This window comes from Jhaorihella thermophila, assembly GCF_900108275.1.
GTDB lineage: Bacteria > Pseudomonadota > Alphaproteobacteria > Rhodobacterales > Rhodobacteraceae > Jhaorihella > Jhaorihella thermophila.
Genome location: NZ_FNVD01000004.1, coordinates 23,118 through 42,759, shown reverse-complemented (window position 1 = coordinate 42,759; position 19,642 = coordinate 23,118). Strand labels below are relative to the sequence as shown.

The window sequence follows — 19,642 nt, the reverse complement described above, 5'->3', positions numbered from 1 at the left end:
CGCTCACACAGGAGTATCGTGAATGATTGCCGTCATCTTCGAAGTCGAGATCGCCGAATGGCGCAAGCAGGACTACCTCGACATCGCCGCCGAGTTGAAGCCGCTGCTGGAGCAGGTCGAGGGGTTCATTTCGGTGGAGCGGTTCCAGAGCCTGACCAACCCCGACAAGCTGTTGTCGCTGTCCTTCTTCCGGGATGAAGAGGCGGTCGAGCGTTGGCGCAACCTGCCCCGGCACCGGGCCGGGCAGGAAAAGGGCCGCGGCGGGATCTTCTCGGATTACCGCCTGCGCGTGGCCGGCGTCATCCGCGACTACGGCATGCATGACCGGGCAAAGGCCCCGGCCGACAGCCGCGGCGCGCATGGCTGAGGCTCAGCGGGAGCGCGTTGCGGATATGGGTTCGCGTTCGACCCCCTGACCTCGACCAGCGCTCCGTCCAAGACCCCGCCGACAGGCTGCGAATGTCGGGACAGTCCAGCGGGCAGACGCGGGGCAGAATTCTGACATCGGCCTTTCGGTTCACGGCTTGCCTTCTATGTTCCGCCTGCCGCCGAAGGTGATCGGCCGGAAAGAGCCGAAACATGACATAGGCAGAAGGCCAAGTTGACGCAAAGACCATTGCGTCGCTGTCCCCGAGCCTTTGCGGGTCTGCGGTCAGATGTCAGTGGCCGCGCTCTTCAACTCGCAGGCAAGGAAATCGATCAGCGCCCGGACCCGGCGCGGGATCGTGGTCGTTTCGGGGCGCAGCAGCATGATGCCGCCCTCGGCATCCGGGTCCATCCGGTCTTCCATCAGGATCTTCAGACGCTCCGCCCGGATATCGTCGTCGCACAGAAATAGCGGAAGGCAGGCGATGCCTTCGCCGGCGAGGCAGGCCGCCCGCAGCGCATCCAGCGCGTTGCATCGAAAGCCCGCCCCCAGAAGCCCAGCCGGAGCCGATCCGGTCGCCAGACCCCAGTCGGACGTCAGGTTTTCCCGCGCGAGTTTCAGGCAGCGGTGAAGTGTCAGGTCGCCCGGACCGTCGGGCCGGCCGCGCGCCTCCAGATAGGCGGGGCTGGCGCAGATCACGCGGCGATAGCCCGCCACGCGCCGACCGATCAACCCGCTTGAGACGGGCCGCCCCGTCCGAATGGCAAGATCCACCGCTTCGGCCACCAGGTCCACCGTCCGGTCGGTCAGGTCGAGTTCGATCTCCACCTCCGGATGCGCCTGCATGAACGCCACCACCGCCGGCACCACATGCAGCCGCCCAAAGGCATTCGGGGCGGTGACACGGACCAACCCGCGCAGCCGCGAGGCCCCCGCCATGACGTCCTCTTCCAGCGCATTCAGCTGGGCCAAGATCTCGCGCGCCTCCTCGGCATAATGCCGCCCCGCTGCGGTCGGGCTCATCCGCCGTGTCGAACGCATCAGCAAAGACGTTCCAAGCCGCGCCTCGAGATGGGCAATCCGTTTGCCGACCGCCGACGGCGTCAGCCCAAGGGCGCGCGCGGCGGCCGAGAAGTTGCCGAACTCAACGACCTTCAACAGAATCTCAAGGTCCGAAAGGCGGTTCATTTGTTCCTTCATGGATCAAGTCAACGGATCAACCGGTATATTATCGGCTTTTCCAATCCACTCTATCTTTAATCAACCCTGTTCCACGAAGAGCCAGACCGCCATGTCACCCACTTCTGCCCTTTTCACACCGCTTGACCTGCCAAATGGCGCCCACCTGAAGAAACGGATCGTCAAGGCAGCGATGTCGGATTCGCTTGGAGACGGACGCGGAAATCCGACCCGCGCGCAGATGCGGCTGTATGAACGCTGGGCCTTGGGCGGGGTGGCAGCCGCGATCATCGGTGAGGTTCAGGGCGATCCCCGTTTCGCCGAAAGGCCGGGGAACCTGGTGCTGCATGACGGCTCGGATGTCGTGGCGTTTCGGGCGCTCGCTCGGGCCGGGGCGGTTGGCGGCGCCCGGTTGTGGCTGCAACTGGGACACGCCGGTGCCCTGACACCGCCCGCCATCGGCTCGCCGAAGGGGCCGAGCGCGCTGAACCTGCCCGGTTTGCGTGCCGGGGAACTGACCCTGGACGAGATCCGCGCCCTGCCCGATCATTTCGCCCGCACCGCGCGCCGGGCCGAGGCTCTTGGCTTCGGCGGCGTCGAGATTCACGCCGCGCATGGCTTCCTGCTCAGCCAGTTCCTCTCGCCGCTCTTCAACCGCCGGGGCGATGCCTATGGCGGAGGCATCGGCAACCGGATGCGGCTTCTGCTCGAAGTCACCGAGGCGGTGCGGGCGGCGGTGGCCCCGGGCTTCACCGTGGCCGTCAAGCTGAACGCCACCGACCAGCTCGACGGCGGGCTGCAACCGGAAGAGGCGCTCGAGGTGGTGCGTGAGATCGGCATGCGGGGCGTCGATCTCATCGACATCAGCGGCGGCACCTATTTTCCGGGCGCGGCGTCGAGTTCCGACCGGGCCACGTCCGGCCCCTATTTTCTGGATTTCGCGCGCGCCGCGCGGCGGCTGACCTCGGTGCCCCTGATGGCGACCGGCGGCTTCAAGCAGCGGCGCGAAGCCGAAGAGGCCGTCGCCAGCGGCAACGTCGATGCCGTCGGGCTGGCCCGCGCCCTGGTGCTGGATCCCGATATTGCCACCACATGGCAAAATGGCGGGCCGGATCCGCGCTTTCCCCGCTTTGACGCCTCGCCGCCCAGCGGCGTCACCGCCTGGTTCACCATGCAGCTCGCCCGCATCGCCGATGGCCGGGGCCTGGACCCGGATCTGGACGTCATCGCCGCGCTGGAGGCCTATGAGGCGCGCGATGCCGCGCGGGAGGGCGTCTGGAACGCGCGGCTTTCGCGCCGCAACGCGTGAGGCGGCACGCCCGGCAGCCTCCAACCGGGGCAGCGTGGAAAGATTTATTGGCACCATTGGCAAAATACGGCGATGTATTTTTTGTCATTTGTGACAATAAACGGAGTCGCCATGCCACGCCCCAGCCTGAAGGACCAACGGTCCGGACAAATTCTTGACGCCTACCTGACTTGCGTCGCCCGTTTCGGACTGGAGGGCGCGACGCAGGAGCGCATCGCCGCCGAGGCAGGCGTGAAGCGCCCGCTGCTGCGGCACTATCTGGGCAACCGCGAGGACATGATCGCGGCGCTCGCGACCCATGTAATCGCGGCCTTCGCCGAGGTGACGGAGGCGCTGGAGGCCCATTTCGCCGCCACTGGCACCCCGGCCGAGCTGATCGACGCGCTTTTCGCAAGCGGCGACGGCCACGACCCGCGGCTGATGCTGGCCTGGCAGGCGCTGGCCACCGCCGCCCAGAATGACCCCGATCTGAGCCGCAAGCTGACGCAGAGCTATGCCGAATTCCTCGCCGTCATCGAGACGGTGCTGGCCCGCGCCCATCCGGGTGCCCCGCCCGACCGCATCCGCGCCGCCGCCCATGGCATCACCGCCTGCATTCAGACCATCGACGCGCTGGAGCCCATCGCGCCGCCCGCGACCTGGCGGACTGATCTGAAGGCCGCCGCCCTGACCCTTGCCACCTGTCTGGGAGGTCAGACATGACCCGCGAACGGATCATCAACTACATTGCCCTGCCCATTCTGCTCGTCGCGGCCTGGTTCGGCCTCTACTGGGTCTGGGGTCTGGTGTTCCTGTGGTGGCTGGTTCCGGCAGTCCAATCCGGCCAGACCTTTCTGGTGTTCGAGATCGACCGCGCCGAAGACCCGTTTCTGTTCTGGTTCGTGGTGATCCTGTGGGCGCTCTTCGGCGCCATGATGATCGCGGCCAGCCTCTTCCCCCAATACGCCCCCTGGCTTGTCTGAGGAACTGCCCATGACCCGCATGTATCACCGCCTGCCCGCCGAGGCCTATACCTCGCAGGACTGGTTCGACCGCGAACAGCGGCTGATCTTTTCCCGCAGCTGGCGCTATGCCGGCCTGGCCGAGGATGTCCCCGCACCGGGTCATTACATCTCGGTCCAGGCGGGGCTGAACAACATCTTCGTGGTGATGGGCCGCGACCGGCGCCTGCGCGCCTTTCACAACATCTGCCGCCATCGCGGCACACAGCTGATCCGCGCCGTGGGCAAGACGCAGAAGGCGCTGACCTGCCCGTATCACGACTGGACCTATGACCTCGAGGGAAACCTGATCTCTGTCCCTGACGAGGACCGCGAATACCCGAACGGGATCGACAAGTCCTGCCTGGGGCTGAGGCCCGCCAGCGTCGATGTCTGGCGCGGCATGATCTTCGTCCACCCCGACCCGATTGCCCCCAGCCTCGCCGAGTGGTTCGGGCCTGTCGATCCGCTTCTGGGACCGCACAGGCCAGAGGAACTGGTGGAATACGAAGAGGCCCGGCAGACTTACGAGATCCGCGCCAACTGGAAGATCGTGGTCGAGAACTACATCGACGTCTATCACCTGAGCCACCTGCATTCGAACACGCTGCACATGTATGACCACGCCCGCGCCGAATATGGCTAGAAGGGTCCGCATTACCATTTCTGGGAGCCACCGTCGCCAGATTACGCCCGCGATCTGGAAAAGAACCTGCCCACCCCGCGGGTGATCCCAAGGCCCCATGTGGGCGCCTGGGTGCCGATGCTCTTTCCCGGCATCGGGCTGGCGGGCAGTGAGGACAGCTGGAACATCTTCATCGTCACCCCGCTGGCGCCGGATCTCACGCGGGTGGAGAACCGCACCAAGCTTGCCAATGCCTCGTCCTGGGAATTCTCCCGGCAAAGCTGGTCCTCCTACGGGTTCTGGCGCAAGTTCGGCGGCCCGAAATATCAGGGCGACGACGTGGCAGGCGAAGATGACCCGATGGCCTCGGGCGATTTCACCGCCGAAGACGTCTATGCCTGCGAGCAGCAGCAGAAATCCCTGGCCAGCCCCTATCTGGAGATCGGCCCCGCCGCCAGCGGCGAAAGCCCGATCATCATGCACCAGCAGGTGGTGCTGGACTTCATGGCCGCGCAGGAGGCTTCCGGCGAATGACCCTTGGCAAGCCGCGGCGGACCGGCCCCCTGCGGGGCCGGCCGTTGACCCTTGGCAGCCTGTTCGCGGCCTTCTGGCCGCGCATCCTCGGCACATGGGCCATGACGCTGATGGAAATCGCGTTGTTCGCGTTGATCCCGCTTCTGATCGGGCGGGCCATCGACGGGCTGACGGGCGGTGACACGGCCGCGTTCGTCCAGCTTGCCGTCGCCTTGGCGGTGCTGATCCTGCTGGGCACCCTGCGGCGGGTTTTCGATACGCGCGCCTATGGGGTCATGCGCGTTGAACTGGGCAAGGATCTGGCCCGGCGCTCGTCGGACCTTCCGGTCTCGCGGCTCAGCGCGCGCCTTGGCATGGGCCGCGAGCTGGTGGACTTTCTTGAAACCGAACTGCCCGAGGCCATGACCGCCCTGTTCCGGACATTTGCGGCGGTCGTCATCCTGTTCGGCTTTCATCCCGCGCTGGCAGGCACGGCCGCGGCCGCCGCGCTGGTCACCCTGACCATTTATGGCCTGGCGCATGGGCGATTCTATCGCCTCAACCGGGCGCTCAACGAAGAGGCCGAACGCCAGGTGCAGGTTCTGGAAGGCCGCTCCATTCCCCGGCTGGGGGCGCATCTGCTGGCGCTGCGTCGATGCGAAATCCGCGTCTCGGACACCGAAGGCCTGGTCTACGGGCTGATCTTCACCGCCCTTCTGGGTTCGGTCCTGTTCAACCTGTGGTTCGCCACGCGCGAAATCGAGATCACCGCCGGCAGAGTGTTCTCGATCGTCACCTATTCGTGGGATTTCGTCGAAGGTGCCCTGATCCTGCCGGCGACCCTGCAATCCCTGTCGCGGCTGAGCGAAGTCACCGCGCGCATCAACACCCCAGGGAACATCCGATGAAGCAGCGAATCCTTGCCGTTCTGGCCGGCCTGATCGTGGCCGCCGGGCTGGCTTATGCGGCAACGTCCGCTACCCCCGAGGAGGTGGTCCGGCGCTACTACGCGGCAGCCGATACCGGCGGCAACTGGAGGGACTGGCACCCCGAGGCCACCCACTCCATCACCATTCTGTATGCCGGACAACAGGCCGGCGAGCCCTATTCCTATGCCGTCTCGGATTGGGCGAAACTGCCCGACTGGAAGGACATGCCAGAGATGGCGGAGGCCATGAACGGGTATGCGGAGGCATCCCGCTCCGCGCCGAAGATCGACGCCGAGATCACCGATGACGGGGCCGCTGCGACCGCCGTCACCACCGTCGAATACGAATGGAACGGCCATTCGGGGCAGATGGTGCAGACCGACCGTTTCACCCTGGTCCGACTTCGCGGACGCTGGGTGATCCGCCAGCTCGAAACCACCATGGACTATCGGTGAGGCGTGCATGATCCTCTTCCTTCTGCTGAACGCCGCCTTTCTCGGCAGCTTCGTCTGGCTCTCTCTGACCGGCGCATCGTTGGCCGTCTGGGCCGTCTGGATCGTCCTGTGGCTGGCCGCCGACTACGCGACGATGTGGCTCACCGGCTACGCGCCGCCCGCCTGGGCCTTTGCCCTGGCCATCGCAATCCTCGCCGCCCTTTGGGGTGGTCTCGCTCTCTACACCTGAAAGGAACACCGATGACCGGAGACTTTCACCCCCTCATCGTTGCCGACGTCCAGCCCGAGATCGGCGGCCGCGCCACCAGCGTCGTCTTCGACGTTCCCGCGCATCTGGCCGAAACCTTCCGCTGGACCGCCGGGCAGCACCTGACCCTGCGCCTTGACCTGAATGGCGGCGAGCAGCGGCGCTGCTACACGATCTCCAATCCGCCGGGCGAGTGTCTGCGAATCACCGTCAAACGGGTCGAGGGCGGGATCGTGTCGAACCATATCGGCGATGCCCTGCGCCCCGGCGATGTGGTCGAGATCATGCCCCCCTTTGGCGGCTTTACGCTCGTCCCCCGCGCCACGGCGCGGCGCACGCATTACTTCTTTGCCGGCGGCAGCGGGATCACGCCGCTCTTTGCCATGATCCATGACATGCTGCGGAACGAACCGCATTCGGTGGCGCATCTGTTCTATGGCAATCGGTCCGAGCGTGAGATCCTGTTCCGCGGAGAGCTGGCCGGGCTGGCCGAGGCCCATCCCGATCGGTTCACCCTCCGCCATGTGCTGTCGTCGCAATCGCTCCTGAGCTGGTTCAGCCCCTGGCGCCGGGGGCGGATCGACGCCGAAGCCATAAGGACGGCGATCGAGGAAACGCCGCCGGTGGCGCAGGACGCCCAATATTGGATCTGCGGCCCCGGCGGCATGAACGCCAGCGTCCGCGAGGCGCTGATGGCGCTCGATGTGCCGGCCACTCGTATCCATATGGAAAGTTTCGGCGACACCGCCGCCGCGCCCGCAGACGACGCCCCCGGCGTCTCGGCCACCGCGCGCATCACGCTGGGCGCCGAGACCCGCGACGTGCCGATCGCACCCGGCCAGACGATCCTGGACGCGGCCCGCGCGGCCGGACTTACCCCGCCCTTTGCCTGCCAGTCCGGGGTCTGCGGCGCCTGCCGCGCGCGGCTGACCGAGGGAGTGGTTCACATGCGCGCCCGCATGGCGCTGGAGGATGCCGACATCGCCCGCGGCGACGTCCTGGCCTGTCAGGCGGTTGCGAAATCCGACCGGATCGCGCTGAGGTTCGCGAACGGGGAGTAGCACGGCGTCGGAGCCCGTTCCCCGGAGCGGGGCAACGGCCCCGACGTTGCCCCCTGATCCGGGCCGTTCAGATGTGGACTCCGTTCCTGTTTCTTTCTGTTGGTCGGTCCGATTGCGGCCTTTGGGCGAACGCGGTCCGCGTCTGCCCGCTCAGCGATTCCTGCTCCTGCCGCCCGTTGCCGTCGTAATCGACCCATCATGCTTCATGCGAAGCGGATGCGGCCAGCTATCCCGACTATGCCGGCCGGCGCATTGCCGGATCAGGGCCTCGGTCCCGGCAATGGCAAAATCCATCGTGAACCCGTAATGCTCGGGCGGAGCGACGGGTGTCTCCCGGTTGCGTTCGGCCCAGTCCACATGGCGCGATCCGGGGCCGTGGCAAGCCTGACAGCCCACGCCCATCTCGACCTCGGAGGAGGCATAGCGGCGCGTCTGGGGGTCGTATTTCTTGCCGCAGCCGGTGGCGGAATACGTTGGGCGCGATGGCGCGAATGTCCAGCGTATCGACATAATCGCGCCCCCGCAGCCAGGCATGGGCGCGCCCGCATCTGTCCAGCGCCAGCGACGCGCGCGGGCTGGCGCCGATCTCGATCCAGCGGCCAAGGTCGGGGCCGAACGAACCCGGCTGTCGCGTGGCATGGACCAGATCGGCCATGTAGCGTTCCATCGCGTCCGAGACGTGAATGCCCGCGATCTCGCGCCGGGCTTGGAACACCGCCTCCTGCGGGATCGGCGGCGGCGGTTGCCCAGACAGGCGGCGAGCGGCGGCGCGATGTCAACCGTTTCCACCCGCCCCACGACCGAGGATCCGTCGCGCCAGGGTCAGGTGCGGCCGGTCCAGCATCTTGCCGTCCAGTTCCGCAACACCCGTCCCGGAGGCTTCGAGCAGCGCGACCACGCGGCGGGCCCAGTCCAGTTCGTCCGCATCCGGCGACAGGCATTCGCGGATGACCGGCAGCTGCGCGGGGTGAATCGCCATCTTGCCGTCGAACCCCAGCCGGCGGGACTGTTGCGTCTCGCCTCGCAGGCCGGCGACGTCCCGGAAATCGGTATAAACCGCGTCGATCGCCAGCACCCCGGCATCGCGCGCCACCAGCAACGCCAGATCGCGGGCCAGCACGAAGGGCGACAGGTATTCCCCGCTCTCGCCCCGATTCGACCGCGCGCCGAGGTCGGCTTGCAGATCCTCGCCGCCCCAAGCCAGGCCCACCAGCATCGGGTGCGCCCAGTCCAGCCGCATCAGGTTGCGCACCGCGCGCGCGGTTTCGGTGCTGATCGCGACGATCCCCGGCTGCGGGTCGGACCGGTGCGCCCGGATCATCGCCGCCAGCGCCTCGATATCCTCGGGGCCTTCGCATTTCGGCAGAACATAGCCATCGGGGCAACCGTCGATGGTTTCGCCCACGTCCTCTGCCGTCCGGCCCGAAGACAGTTCATTCACGCGAACATAGCGCGCCGGCCCCCCCTCCCGCCGCCGCAAGGCGGCGAGCGTCAGCGACCGCGCGACATCCTTGCGCGCCGGGGCAACCGCGTCCTCGAGATCGAAGATCACCACGTCCGCGCCGCAGGCCGATGCCTTGGCCAGTTTCTTCGCATCGTCCCCCGGCACGAACAGCCAGGTTCCGAACGGGTGCGGGGGCAGCGGCATGGGACTCTCCTATTGCGGCAACAGTTCGGTCAGCGAGGCGACATAGGCCTCGACGCTGTCGCGGGCCGGATCGAACCATTCCAGCGACCAGTTCAGCGCCCCCAGCAGTGCGTGGCGCATATCCCGCACCCGTGCCGCATCAGGCGGCTCTCCCAGCCATGCGGCAATCAGGTCGTTCCAGTCGCGGTCATAGGCCCGGCGCACGGCGGTCAGCTCGGCCCGCACCGTTTCGGGCACGAAGGGATAGCAGCGGATATGCGCCGAAGAAAAGTCGCTGGCCGACAGCAGCGTGTCCAGATGCACGCGCATCGCCACGATCACCCGGTCGCGCGGTGCGGCGTCCGCGCAATCCTGCAACGCCGCGCGCACCGCCTGCTGGACCATCTCGACCCCCAGCCGCATGACTTCGGTCGCCAAGGCGTCCTTGGAGGGGAAGTGATAGTAGAGGCTGCCCGCCTTCATCCCCACCTCGGCGGCGAGATCGCGCAGGGACATCTCGGCATAGCCCACCTGCCGCATCTTGCGCGCGGCGACCGACAGGATTTCCTGCCGGGCGGCGGCGGCCTTGGGCGTCTTGTGGCGCGGTTTCACAGGTGTTTCGGTCAAGTGGGACCCTCCGTCTGGCAGGAGACGCAAACCTTTCCAAAAATTCGGCCCCTTTCAAGGGCGTCAAAAGCGGCCGGGGCGTCGCGGAAGGGAAATACCCTGCCGATCACCGGGTCAAGGCGATGCCGGTCGATGGCCCGCACCAGCGCGCGCAGGGCCGAAACCGGCCCGCAGGAAACCGAATGCAGCGTCAGCCGCCGGGTCAGGACGGGCGGCAGGAACAGATCCGCCCGGTTGCCGGTGACATTGCCCACCAGGATGATCGTCCCGCCGGTGCGCACCGCCCGGACCGAATCGTTCAGCGTCCCCGCCCCGCCCAGTTCCAGCACCCGGTCGGCGCCCGCCCAGTCGGGGACGGTACGGCGGTCGATCACATGGTCGGCACCCATTTCGCGCAACCGCGCCGCCCGGTCGGAGGACGACGTGGTGACGATCACCCGCGCCCCGGCGGCCCGCGCCAGCACAACCGCAAAAAGCGCCACGCCGCCGCTGCCCAAGATCAGCACGATTTCGCCGGGCCGTACCGGTGCAGGGTCCGACAGCGCGCTCCAGGCGGTGATGCCGGCGCAGGGCAGCGTGGCGGCCTGCGGATCGCTCAGGTGGTCCGGCACCCGTACCACGGCGTCGGCGGGAAAGACCCGGTGCGTTGCCAGCACCCCGTCCAGCGGCCCGCCAAGACGCCCCCGGCCCAGATCGGGGGGCGGCGGGCCGCCCTGCCAGTGCTGGTAGAAGGCCGGGCAGACGCGATCGCCGAGCCCGAGCCCCTCTACCTGTTCCCCCTTGGCGATCACGATGCCGACCCCGTCGGACAGGGGTATCAGCGGCGGCCTGACGGATCGCCTATGCTCGCCCCGCATCACCACCAGGTCGCGCCAGTTCAACGCCGCGGCACGCATCTCCAGCAACACGTCGCGGGGGCCGGGTTCGGGCGTCTCGTCCGGCTCAAGCACAAGGTTGTCGCGGCCGAAGCCGCCGGCAAAGCGCCACGCCCGCATCGGTCACATCCGCTTGGCGACTTCTTCCAGCATCACCTCGGTCGCGCCGCCGCCGATCGCCTGCACGCGGGCATCGCGCGCCAAGCGCTCGATCGCGCTTTCGCGCATGTAGCCCATGCCGCCGTGGAATTGCACACAGGCATACATCACCGCGTTGACCAACTCGCCGCAGAGGGCCTTGATCATAGACACCTCGCGCACGACCTCCTCGCCGCGCGCCGCCCGGGCGGCGGTGGCATAGATCAGGGCGCGCCCGGCCTCGACCCGCGCCGCCAGAGCCGCCAGCCGGTTGCGGATCACCTGCTTGTCCCAGAGCGGCGCGCCAAAGGCCCGGCGGGTCTTGACATAGTCCACCGTCATCTCGATCGCCGCCTGCGCCTCTCCCATCGCCATCGCCCCCAGCACGAGCCGTTCGTTCTGGAAATTCTTCATGATCTCGTAGAAACCGCGCCCTTCCTGCCCCAGCACGTTTTCGGCGGGCACCCGCACATCGACAAAGGACAACTCAGCCGTGTCCGAGCTGTTCCAGCCGTGTTTCTTCAGCGACCGCGAGACGGTGAACCCCTCCATCCCCTTTTCCACGATGAACATGGTCACGCTCTGGCTGGGCGGCCCCTGCGGATCGGTCTTGGCGGCGATGCAGTAGACATCGCCCAGGACGCCGTTGGTGATGAAGGTCTTGGCCCCGTTCAGCACATAGTGGTCGCCCATCCGCCGAGCGGTGGTGCGGATGCCCTTCACGTCCGATCCCGCGTCGGGTTCCGTGATGCCGACCGCCGTGATCGTCTCGCCCGCGATCACGCCGGGCAGGTATTTCGCCTTTTGCGCCTCGTTGCCTGCATTGAAGATATGGACCGATGCCATGTCGGTATGCACCAGCGCGGTGATCGCTACGCCGGCATAGGTGCTGCGGCCCAGTTCCTCGGCCAGAACGACCGTGGCGCGCTGATCCATCTCCGACCCGCCGTATTCCTGCGGATAGCGGATGCCGAAGAACCCCAGCTCTCCCATCCGTCGCAGCAGATCGCGCGGGGTGTGGCCCTGGTCTTCCCACGCATCGGCATGGGGCTTGATCTCCTCCTCGACAAAGCGGCGCAGCTGGGCGCGCAGCATGTGGTGTTCGTCGTCAAAGAACAGGTCGCTGGACGTGATGGCGTCGAATCCCGGTGCGGTCATGGCATGTGTCCGTGCTTGGTTTCCGTCAAGGGGCGGTTGGTGAAATCTGCCGCTCGTTTTTCGAGAAAGGCCGCCGTGCCTTCGGCAAAATCCGGCCCGGCGCAAAGCCGCGCATTGGTGTCGCGTTCGTGGTCCAACGCGGCATCAAGGTCTTGGGACAGCCCGTGATCGACCGCCGCGCGGATCTCGGCAAAGGCGCGGATCGGGCCGGCGGCAAGGCGGTGGGCCAGCGCGAGGCTCTCCCGCATCAGATCAGCGTCACCGACGCAGGCGGCGATCAGACCCCAGCGTTCGGCCTGCTCGGCCGCCAGCCGCTCGCCCGTCAGCATCAGGCGTAGCGCCCGCGCGCGCCCGACGCCGCGCGGCAGAAACCATGTGCAGCCCACATCGGGGATCACGCCCAGCCGAGGGCCGAACACCTGTATGAACCGGGCCGAACGGGCAGCCAGCACGATGTCGGCCGACAGCGCCAAACCGACGCCGCCGCCCGCGGCGATGCCGTTCACCGCGGCGATGACCGGCTTGGGCATGCCGCGAATCAGACGGACCGCGCGGTTCCAGCCGTTTTCGAGAAGATCCGCGATCCCGGCGGCCTTGTCCGGCATCTCAGCCATCCCGCCCACATGCGCGCCGGCGCAGAAGGCCCGTCCGGTGCCGGTCAGGACCACTGCCCGCACGTCGCCATCTTCGCCGGCCCGTTCCAAGGCATCATGCAGCTGAGCCATCATCGGCGCGTGCAAGGCGTTGAGCTGTTCCGGCGCGCCCATCCTCAGCACCAGGACCGCACCGTCGCGGGCTTCGGTGATCCAGTTTCGCTGTGTCATGCAACCTCTCGAAAAACAGGTTTGGCATTTTTGTTGACAGTTTTTCTAACAGACGTTAGGCAGAAAAACAACTGAAAACTTTGGCGGAGGACATCCATGATCACGATTTCGGATCTCGTGGCCGAGCTGCGCGACCGGCACAGAGCCGCCTCCCGAGGTGGGGGCGAGAAGCTCCGCGACCGCCACGCCAAACGCGGCAAGATTTTCGTGCGCGACCGGATCGAGATGATTCTGGACCCACACAGCGCCTTTCTGGAGCTGTCGCCGCTGGCCGCCTGGGGGATGTATGGCGGAGACGTGCCGGGCGCGGGAATCCTCACCGGCATCGGGCTGATCCACGACCACCCCTGCATGATCATCGCCAATGACGCCACGGTAAAGGGCGGGTCGTTCTTCCATGAAACCGTGCGAAAACATTCCCGCGCGCAGGAGATCGCCGAACAGCACCGCCTGCCCTGCATCTATCTGGTTGATTGCGGCGGTGCCTTCCTGCCGGAGCAGGACCGGGTGTTTCCCGACAAGGACCATTTCGGCGGCGGATTCTGGCGGCAATGCCGGATGTCGGCGGCCGGCATTCCGCAGATCTCGGTGGTGTTCGGCGGCTGCACGGCGGGCGGGGCCTATATCCCGGCGCTGTCGGATCAGGTGATAATGGTGCAGGGGACGGGCCGCATCCACCTGGGCGGGCCGCCCATCGTCAAGGCCGCAGTGGGCGAGATCGTCGATGGCGAAACGCTGGGCGGGGCCGAGATGCACACGACCGTATCCGGCGTCAGCGACCACCTCGCCCCGGACGAGGAAACCGCCCTGCAGAAGCTGCGCGAACTGGTGGCCAATCTGGACGACGGGGGCCATGTCGCCCCGCCACCACGGCCTGCCCGCCCGCCCTTGCCGGATTACGGCGCGCCGCAGGACTACGCGCCGGTGGATCTCAAACGACCCACCGACATGCGTGCACTGATCCGCTCCATCGTGGACGGCTCGGAAATGTCCGAGTTCAAACCGGACTATGGCCGGACGCTCATCACCGGATTCGCACATCTGCACGGCTACCCGGTGGGGATCCTCGCCAATGACGGGGCGCTGTTCTCGGAAAGCTCGGTCAAGGGCGCGCATTTCATCGAACTCTGCGACCAGCGGCATATCCCCCTGATCTTCCTGCAGAACATCACCGGCTTCATGGTCGGGACCGAGGCCGAACGCGGCGGCATCGCCAAGCATTCGGCCAAGCTGGTCTATGCCGTCTCGAACGCCCGGGTGCCGAAATACACGGTTCTGGTCGGCGGCTCCTACGGCGCGGGGAATTACGGCATGTGCGGGCGCGGCTTCCGGCCCCGGTTCCTGTTCTCCTGGCCCAATGCCCGCATCGCCACCATGAGCCCCGATGTCGCCTCGACCGTCGTCACCGAGCTGCGCCGCGCCAGTCTGAAATCCTCCGCCACCGAGGACGAGATCGCCGCGCTGGATGCGCGCACCCGCGCCCAGTTCGAGGAACAGTCCGACCCTTACTATGCCACCGCGCGGCTGTGGGATGACGGCATCATCGAACCCAACCAGACCCGCGACGTGCTGGGCCTGTGCATCGCGCTGGCCGCAGGCGAGCCGCGCGACACCGCGCCCCGTCCGGTTTACAGGATGTGAGGGGGCGCCGATGTTCGACAGCCTTTTGATCGCCAACCGTGGCGAAATCGCCTGCCGCATCATCCGCACCGCCCACCGCATGGGGCTACGCACGGTTGCGGTATTCTCCGACGCTGACGCGGACGCGCCGCATGTGCAGATGGCCGATCGGGCCGTTCACATCGGCTCTCCCCCGGCCGCGGACAGCTATCTGTGCGCCGACCGCATCCTGGACGCCGCCCGCAAGACGGGGGCGCAGACCATCCACCCCGGATACGGCTTTCTATCCGAACAGCCCGAGCCGGTGCGCCGTTGTGCCGAGCTGGGGCTGACATGGGTCGGCCCGCATCTGAAGGCGATCACCGCCATGGGCGACAAGATCGCGGCCAAGCGCATCGCCGAAACCGCCGGCGTGCCCTGCATCCCCGGATATTCGGGCGACGACCAGTCCGACGCCACCCTGATCGCGGCGGCGCGCGGGATCGGCCTGCCGGTGATGATCAAGGCCAGCGCCGGCGGCGGCGGCAAGGGAATGCGCGCGGTGCAGGACGCCGCCGACCTGCCTGCTGCCATAGCGACCGCGCGCGCCGAGGCCGAACGCGCCTTTGGCGACGGAAGACTTCTGGTGGAAAAGCTGGTCCAGAACCCCCGCCACGTCGAGGTGCAGATCCTGGGCGACAAGCACGGCACCTTGCTGCATCTCTTCGAACGCGACTGCTCGGTCCAGCGCAACCACCAGAAACTGCTCGAAGAGGCCCCTGCCCCCAACCTGCGCGACGACACCCGCGCCGCGCTTCATGACGCGGCGCTGAGGCTGGGCCGGCAAATCGGCTATGACAGCGCCGGCACGGTCGAATTCATCATGGACGCCGAAACCGAGGCGTTCCATTTCCTCGAGATGAACACGCGCCTTCAGGTCGAACACACGGTGACCGAAGAGATCACCGGGCTGGACCTCGTCGCGCTGCAACTGCGCGCGGCGGCGGGCGAGCGGCTGCCGCTGGCCCAATCCGACATCGCCTGCACCGGCCACGCGATCGAAGCGCGGCTGACCGCCGAGGACGCGTCGGACGGCTTCCGCCCGCGCACCGGCACGCTTCTGCACTGGGCGCCGCCGCCGGGACTGCGCACCGATGCCGGGGTGCAGGCGGGCAGCGTGATCGGGTCGCATTACGATTCCATGATCGCCAAGCTGATTGCGCGCGGCCCCAACCGCGAGGCCGCGCGCAGGGCGCTGATGGCCGGGCTGGGCCGGCTGGGCATTGCCGGAATCACCACCAACCGGCTGTTTCTGCGCGACGCGCTGCTGGCCGAGATCTTCGCCCAAGGCCGCGCCACCACCGATTTCGTCGCGCGGGAATGGCCCGAGGGCTGGGCCCCGCCCACCCGCGCCAGTCTCGCGCTGGCTGCTCTGGCCCGTCACACCCGCCCGCGCGACGCGGCCACACCGTGGCAGACGCTTGGCGGGCTCAGGTTGTTGCAGGCGGCGGGGCATCCGGCCCGCACCGCATATCTGGACGCTCGCCAGCCGGAAACCCGCGTGACGCTTGCCACGACGCCGCAGGGGATCGCCGTGACCGACGACGCGGGGACATGGACTGCTGAAGCCCGCTGGACGGGGCCGGCTTCGGTCACCGTCACGCGCGACGGCGTGGCCGAGACGTTCGGCGCGGCGATCGAGGACGGCATCGTGCATGTTTGGGGCGAAGATTTCGACGCCGCGCACGAGATCGTCGCGCTCGGTGACTTCGATGCCGCCCGGAGTTCGGAGGATGTCGCCGCCCCCGACCGGATCACCGCGCCGATGCCCGGCCTGATCGTCGATCTGCCGGCACGGCCCGGCGATGCCGTAGATGCGGGGGATACGCTGGTGGTGATGGAATCGATGAAACTGCTGATGGAACTCAAGGCCGCAGCCCCGGGCACCGTTGCCGGCGTCGCCGGCGCGGTGGGCGAAACTGTCGAGGCCGGCACGCTGCTGGTGCAACTCGATCTGGCACAGGAAAGGGACTGACCGATGGCCGGACTCTGGTTCGAAGACTTCACCCCCGGCATGGTGATCGACCACGCGATCACCCGCACAATCACCGAGACGGACAACATGCTGTTCTGCTCGATGACCTACAACCCCCAGCCGTTGCATATCGACCGCCATTTCGCCGAACGGACCGAATTCGGCCGGCCGCTGGTCAACTCGCTGTTCACGCTGGGGGTGATGATCGGGATCTCGGTGCATGAAACCACGCTGGGCACGACCATCGCCAATCTGGGCATGACCGACGTAACCTTTTCCGCCCCGGTGTTTCACGGCGACACGCTGCGGGTGCGCACCACGGTCGCGGCCGTGCGGAACAGCGGATCGCGCCCCGACGCGGGCATCGTCACCTTCCGGCACGAAGCCTTCAATCAGGACGGGGTTCTGGTCGCCTCCTGCATGCGCGCGGCCTTCATGCACAAGACCCCGGCACGGAAACGGGACGGCTCAACGCCGTCCTGAGTCGTCCGCGCGCGTTGCCTTACCGAAGATCTCCGGGCAGCAGACTTTCGGGCAGGTTCTGATAGCAGACCGGTCTCAGCCAGCGGCGGATGGCCAGCGTACCCACCGAGGTATGGCCGAAATTGGTCGAGGCCGGATACGGCCCCCCATGCACCATGGCATCGGCCACCTCCACGCCGGTGGGGAAACCGTTGGCCAGAACCCGCCCGGCCTTGCGCTCCAGAATCGGCATCAGCGCCTGCGCCTCGGCGGTGTCCTCCTCGTCCATTTGCAGCGTGCAGGTGAGCTGGCCCTGAAGCGCGCGCGCCACCGCAAGCCGCTCCTCTCCGTCGCGCACCAGAACGACGATCCCCAGCGGCCCGAACACCTCTTCACCCAGTTCCGCATTGGCCAGCCACTCCGCGCCGGTGGTCACGAACACGCAGGGCGCCGCGCCGCGCCTGTTGCACACCGAGGTCAGAACCTCGCGCACCCCGCCGCCCGCGGCCAGCCGGTCGCGCCCGCGCGCGAAGGCTTCGGCGATGGCGCTTGTCAGCATCGCCTGCACTCCGACCGCCGCCAGCGCGGCTCGAGCGGCCTCCATAAAGGCCTCTGCCTGCGGCCCCTCGCGCAGCATGACGATGCCGGGATTTGCGCAGAACTGCCCCGCGCCCAGCGAGAGCGAGGCGGCCCAGCCTTCGGCGATCTCGCCGCCGCGACGGGCCAGCGCATGGTCGAGAACGAAGACGGGGTTGACCGACCCCAGCTCGCCGAAGAACGGGATCGGCTCGGGCCGCGCCGCGCATAGATCGAAAAGCGCCCGCCCCCGGCCAGCGAGCCGGTGAAGCCAACCGCGCGGATCAGCGGGTGCTGCACCAGCGCCTGCCCCACCCCGTGGCTCTGGCCGAGGATCTGGGAAAAGACGCCCGGATGCAGCCCGCAGACGCGCCGCGCCGCATCGATCGCCTGGGCGACGAGGTCGGAAACGCCGGGATGGGCGGGATGGCCCTTCACCACCACCGGGCAGCCGGCGGCAAGGGCGGATGCGGTGTCCCCGCCGGCGGTGGAGAAGGCGAGCGGAAAGTTCGACGCGCCAAAAACGGCGACCGGCCCCACGGGGCGCTGCATCAACCGCAGGTCGGGGCGCGGCAGCGGCTGGCGGTCGGGCAGCGCGGGGTCGTGGCGGCGGTCGAGATAGTCGCCCTTTTCGATATGATCGGCAAAGAGCCGCAGCTGGCCGGTGGTGCGCCCGCGCTCGCCTTCCAGCCGGGCGGCGGGCAGGCCGGTTTCCTTCTGCCCCTGCGCGGTGATCGCCGCGCCGCGGGATTCGATCTCATCGGCGATGCGGCGCAAAAAGGCGGCGCGTTCGGCGCGGGTGGACCAGCCGTATGACCAGAACGCCTCTTCCCCCGCCTGCACCGCGCGGGCCACATGGTCGGGCGTGCCGGCGGCAAAGCTGTCCGGGGTGCCCGATACGGGTTCGTTGGCAAAGGTCGCATCGCTGCCGACCCATTCGCCGGCGATGAGGTGATTGCCCTTGAGCATGTGGTCTGCCTTTTCTTCTGTTCACTCGGTTGCCGTTTCGGTATCGGGCCGCATCGGCCATGTGTCGCCGACCCGATACCCGCGCGGCCAGGGATCCTCGGGATCCAGCAGGATCTGCTGGACCCCGGAAAGGAAGGCGCGGCCGGAAATTTCCGGGATCACCGCCGGTTTGCCGGCAAGCTGCGTTCGCTTTGCCATCCGCCCCTGAAAGCGGCTGCCCACGATCGATTCGGCCACAAGCGTTTCGTCCGCCCCGATCCGGCCGCGCGCGGCCAGCAGCGCGATCCGCGCCGAAAGCGCCGTGCCCGTCGGCGAACGGTCGATCCGGCCGGGGCGGATGCAGACGGCATGGCGCGTTTTCCAGCCGTCCCCGGCGCGCTCGATCCCATCGACGAAGGCGCAGAAGGAGATGTGCCGCCAGCCGCCCAAAGTGGGGTGGACGAACCCGATCTGTTCATTGGCGGCGCCCACGATGCGCATCCCCAGCTCCACCAGATCGGCCGCGGAATCGGGCCGGATTTCCGCCCCGACCGCGCCGGCATCGACAAAGACGAAGCTGTCGCCGCCAAAGGCGGTATCGACGCGGATCGTCCCCAGACCGGGCACGTCGAGCGCTGCGTCGAGACGGTCGGCAAAACTCGGCAGGTTGCGGAAGGTGACCGAAAGCACCCGGCCGGCGCGGCATTCGGCCCGCACGTCAACCAGCCCGCCCGGCACCTCGAGCGTCAGCCGCGTCTCGGGCTCGTGCATCTGGACCAGGCCGGTTTCGAGCAGCACGGTGGCCACGCAGATCGTATTCGAGCCCGACATCGGCGGGGTATCGACCGGCTCCATGATGATGAACCCGGCATCGGCGCGCGGATCGCGCGGCGGCACCAGCAGGTTGACATGGCGCGCGAGACTGCCGCGCGGCTCGTTCAGCACCAGATCGCGCAAGGCACCGTCGCGGGCGATGAAGTCGCGCTGCTCCCACAGCGTTTCACCCGGCGGCGCCAGCACGCCACCAACGATGACATCGCCGATCTCGCCGCCGGCATGGGCCGAGACGATATGGATGGACCTTACGCTTCGCATCGCGGTCTCCTGT

19 protein-coding genes and 2 pseudogenes are annotated in these 19,642 nt (G+C 67.6%); 12 read left to right on the top strand and 9 right to left on the bottom strand.

The features are described from left to right. The first annotated feature begins 22 nt into the window (after nucleotides 1–22). Complete coding sequence (locus C4S70_RS06385) at nucleotides 23–367, top strand: antibiotic biosynthesis monooxygenase family protein (protein WP_104007287.1); 345 nt, start codon at nucleotides 23–25, stop codon at nucleotides 365–367. Between the two features lie 285 nt (nucleotides 368–652). On the opposite strand, the gene C4S70_RS06380 is transcribed toward C4S70_RS06385, so the two are convergent. After that, the gene (locus tag C4S70_RS06380; RefSeq protein WP_160114849.1) at nucleotides 653–1,555 is read right to left on the bottom strand and encodes a LysR family transcriptional regulator; all 903 of its coding nucleotides are present in this window, start codon (nucleotides 1,553–1,555) and stop codon (nucleotides 653–655) included. 103 nt (nucleotides 1,556–1,658) lie between these two features. On the opposite strand from C4S70_RS06380, the gene C4S70_RS06375 reads away from it, so the two are divergent. The 8 genes and pseudogenes from C4S70_RS06375 (at nucleotide 1,659) to C4S70_RS06340 (ending at nucleotide 7,665) form a co-directional block, all read left to right on the top strand. Further along, a complete protein-coding gene (locus tag C4S70_RS06375) occupies nucleotides 1,659–2,855 on the top strand; it encodes an oxidoreductase (protein ID WP_104007285.1) in 1,197 nt (398 codons plus the stop codon). A gap of 111 nt (nucleotides 2,856–2,966) precedes the next feature. Continuing rightward, nucleotides 2,967–3,557 (top strand): TetR/AcrR family transcriptional regulator, encoded by a 591-nt coding sequence (locus tag C4S70_RS06370; RefSeq protein ID WP_104007284.1) that lies wholly within the window; start codon nucleotides 2,967–2,969, stop codon nucleotides 3,555–3,557. Continuing rightward, nucleotides 3,554–3,817, top strand: coding sequence for a hypothetical protein (locus C4S70_RS06365; RefSeq protein WP_104007283.1), 264 nt, complete (start codon nucleotides 3,554–3,556; stop codon nucleotides 3,815–3,817). The genes C4S70_RS06370 and C4S70_RS06365 overlap by 4 nt, the downstream gene beginning before the upstream one ends. A gap of 10 nt (nucleotides 3,818–3,827) precedes the next feature. Further along, nucleotides 3,828–4,994 (top strand): annotated as a pseudogene (locus C4S70_RS06360) (aromatic ring-hydroxylating oxygenase subunit alpha). After that, nucleotides 4,991–5,881 carry an ABC transporter six-transmembrane domain-containing protein gene (locus C4S70_RS06355; protein ID WP_104007282.1) on the top strand — a complete coding sequence of 297 codons (891 nt, stop codon included), beginning with the start codon at nucleotides 4,991–4,993 and terminating at the stop codon, nucleotides 5,879–5,881. Before C4S70_RS06360 ends, C4S70_RS06355 begins: the two are co-directional and overlap by 4 nt. After that, entirely contained in the window at nucleotides 5,878–6,357 is a 480-nt protein-coding gene (locus C4S70_RS06350) for a hypothetical protein (protein WP_104007281.1), read from the top strand. The genes C4S70_RS06355 and C4S70_RS06350 overlap by 4 nt, the downstream gene beginning before the upstream one ends. 7 nt (nucleotides 6,358–6,364) lie before the next feature. Beyond that, nucleotides 6,365–6,586, top strand: coding sequence for a hypothetical protein (locus C4S70_RS06345; RefSeq protein ID WP_104007280.1), 222 nt, complete (start codon nucleotides 6,365–6,367; stop codon nucleotides 6,584–6,586). An 11-nt stretch (nucleotides 6,587–6,597) separates the two neighbouring features. Beyond that, complete coding sequence (locus C4S70_RS06340) at nucleotides 6,598–7,665, top strand: ferredoxin--NADP reductase (RefSeq protein WP_104007279.1); 1,068 nt, start codon at nucleotides 6,598–6,600, stop codon at nucleotides 7,663–7,665. A 235-nt stretch (nucleotides 7,666–7,900) separates the two neighbouring features. Here C4S70_RS06340 and C4S70_RS19030 read toward each other — a convergent pair whose 3' ends face one another. The 6 genes from C4S70_RS19030 to C4S70_RS06310 form a co-directional block, all read right to left on the bottom strand. After that, nucleotides 7,901–8,320 (bottom strand): AAA family ATPase, encoded by a 420-nt coding sequence (locus C4S70_RS19030; protein WP_327315064.1) that lies wholly within the window; start codon nucleotides 8,318–8,320, stop codon nucleotides 7,901–7,903. A gap of 120 nt (nucleotides 8,321–8,440) precedes the next feature. Continuing rightward, nucleotides 8,441–9,313, bottom strand: coding sequence for an HpcH/HpaI aldolase/citrate lyase family protein (locus C4S70_RS06330; RefSeq protein ID WP_104007278.1), 873 nt, complete (start codon nucleotides 9,311–9,313; stop codon nucleotides 8,441–8,443). A 9-nt stretch (nucleotides 9,314–9,322) separates the two neighbouring features. Further along, a complete protein-coding gene (locus C4S70_RS06325) occupies nucleotides 9,323–9,919 on the bottom strand; it encodes a TetR/AcrR family transcriptional regulator (RefSeq protein ID WP_104007277.1) in 597 nt (198 codons plus the stop codon). Beyond that, complete coding sequence (locus C4S70_RS06320) at nucleotides 9,916–10,914, bottom strand: zinc-dependent alcohol dehydrogenase family protein (protein WP_104007276.1); 999 nt, start codon at nucleotides 10,912–10,914, stop codon at nucleotides 9,916–9,918. The genes C4S70_RS06325 and C4S70_RS06320 overlap by 4 nt, the downstream gene beginning before the upstream one ends. Before the next feature lie 3 nt (nucleotides 10,915–10,917). Next, the gene (locus C4S70_RS06315; protein WP_104007275.1) at nucleotides 10,918–12,090 is read right to left on the bottom strand and encodes an acyl-CoA dehydrogenase family protein; all 1,173 of its coding nucleotides are present in this window, start codon (nucleotides 12,088–12,090) and stop codon (nucleotides 10,918–10,920) included. Further along, nucleotides 12,087–12,914 carry an enoyl-CoA hydratase-related protein gene (locus C4S70_RS06310; RefSeq protein ID WP_104007274.1) on the bottom strand — a complete coding sequence of 276 codons (828 nt, stop codon included), beginning with the start codon at nucleotides 12,912–12,914 and terminating at the stop codon, nucleotides 12,087–12,089. Before C4S70_RS06310 ends, C4S70_RS06315 begins: the two co-directional genes overlap by 4 nt. Nucleotides 12,915–13,010: 96 nt before the next feature. On the opposite strand from C4S70_RS06310, the gene C4S70_RS06305 reads away from it, so the two are divergent. Genes C4S70_RS06305 through C4S70_RS06295 form a run of 3 tightly spaced genes read left to right on the top strand, consistent with a single transcriptional unit; the run spans nucleotide 13,011 to nucleotide 17,031 of the window. Continuing rightward, nucleotides 13,011–14,555 (top strand): acyl-CoA carboxylase subunit beta, encoded by a 1,545-nt coding sequence (locus tag C4S70_RS06305; protein WP_104007273.1) that lies wholly within the window; start codon nucleotides 13,011–13,013, stop codon nucleotides 14,553–14,555. Nucleotides 14,556–14,565: 10 nt separating this feature from the next. Then, complete coding sequence (locus tag C4S70_RS06300; protein ID WP_104007272.1) at nucleotides 14,566–16,548, top strand: acetyl/propionyl/methylcrotonyl-CoA carboxylase subunit alpha; 1,983 nt, start codon at nucleotides 14,566–14,568, stop codon at nucleotides 16,546–16,548. A gap of 3 nt (nucleotides 16,549–16,551) precedes the next feature. Then, a complete protein-coding gene (locus tag C4S70_RS06295) occupies nucleotides 16,552–17,031 on the top strand; it encodes a MaoC family dehydratase (RefSeq protein WP_104007271.1) in 480 nt (159 codons plus the stop codon). Between the two features lie 19 nt (nucleotides 17,032–17,050). Here C4S70_RS06295 and C4S70_RS06290 read toward each other — a convergent pair. Both C4S70_RS06290 and C4S70_RS06285 read right to left on the bottom strand, forming a co-directional pair. After that, nucleotides 17,051–18,555 (bottom strand): annotated as a pseudogene (locus C4S70_RS06290) (aldehyde dehydrogenase (NADP(+))). A gap of 21 nt (nucleotides 18,556–18,576) precedes the next feature. Next, the gene (locus C4S70_RS06285; protein ID WP_104007270.1) at nucleotides 18,577–19,629 is read right to left on the bottom strand and encodes a trans-3-hydroxy-L-proline dehydratase; all 1,053 of its coding nucleotides are present in this window, start codon (nucleotides 19,627–19,629) and stop codon (nucleotides 18,577–18,579) included. Nucleotides 19,630–19,642 lie beyond the last annotated feature (13 nt).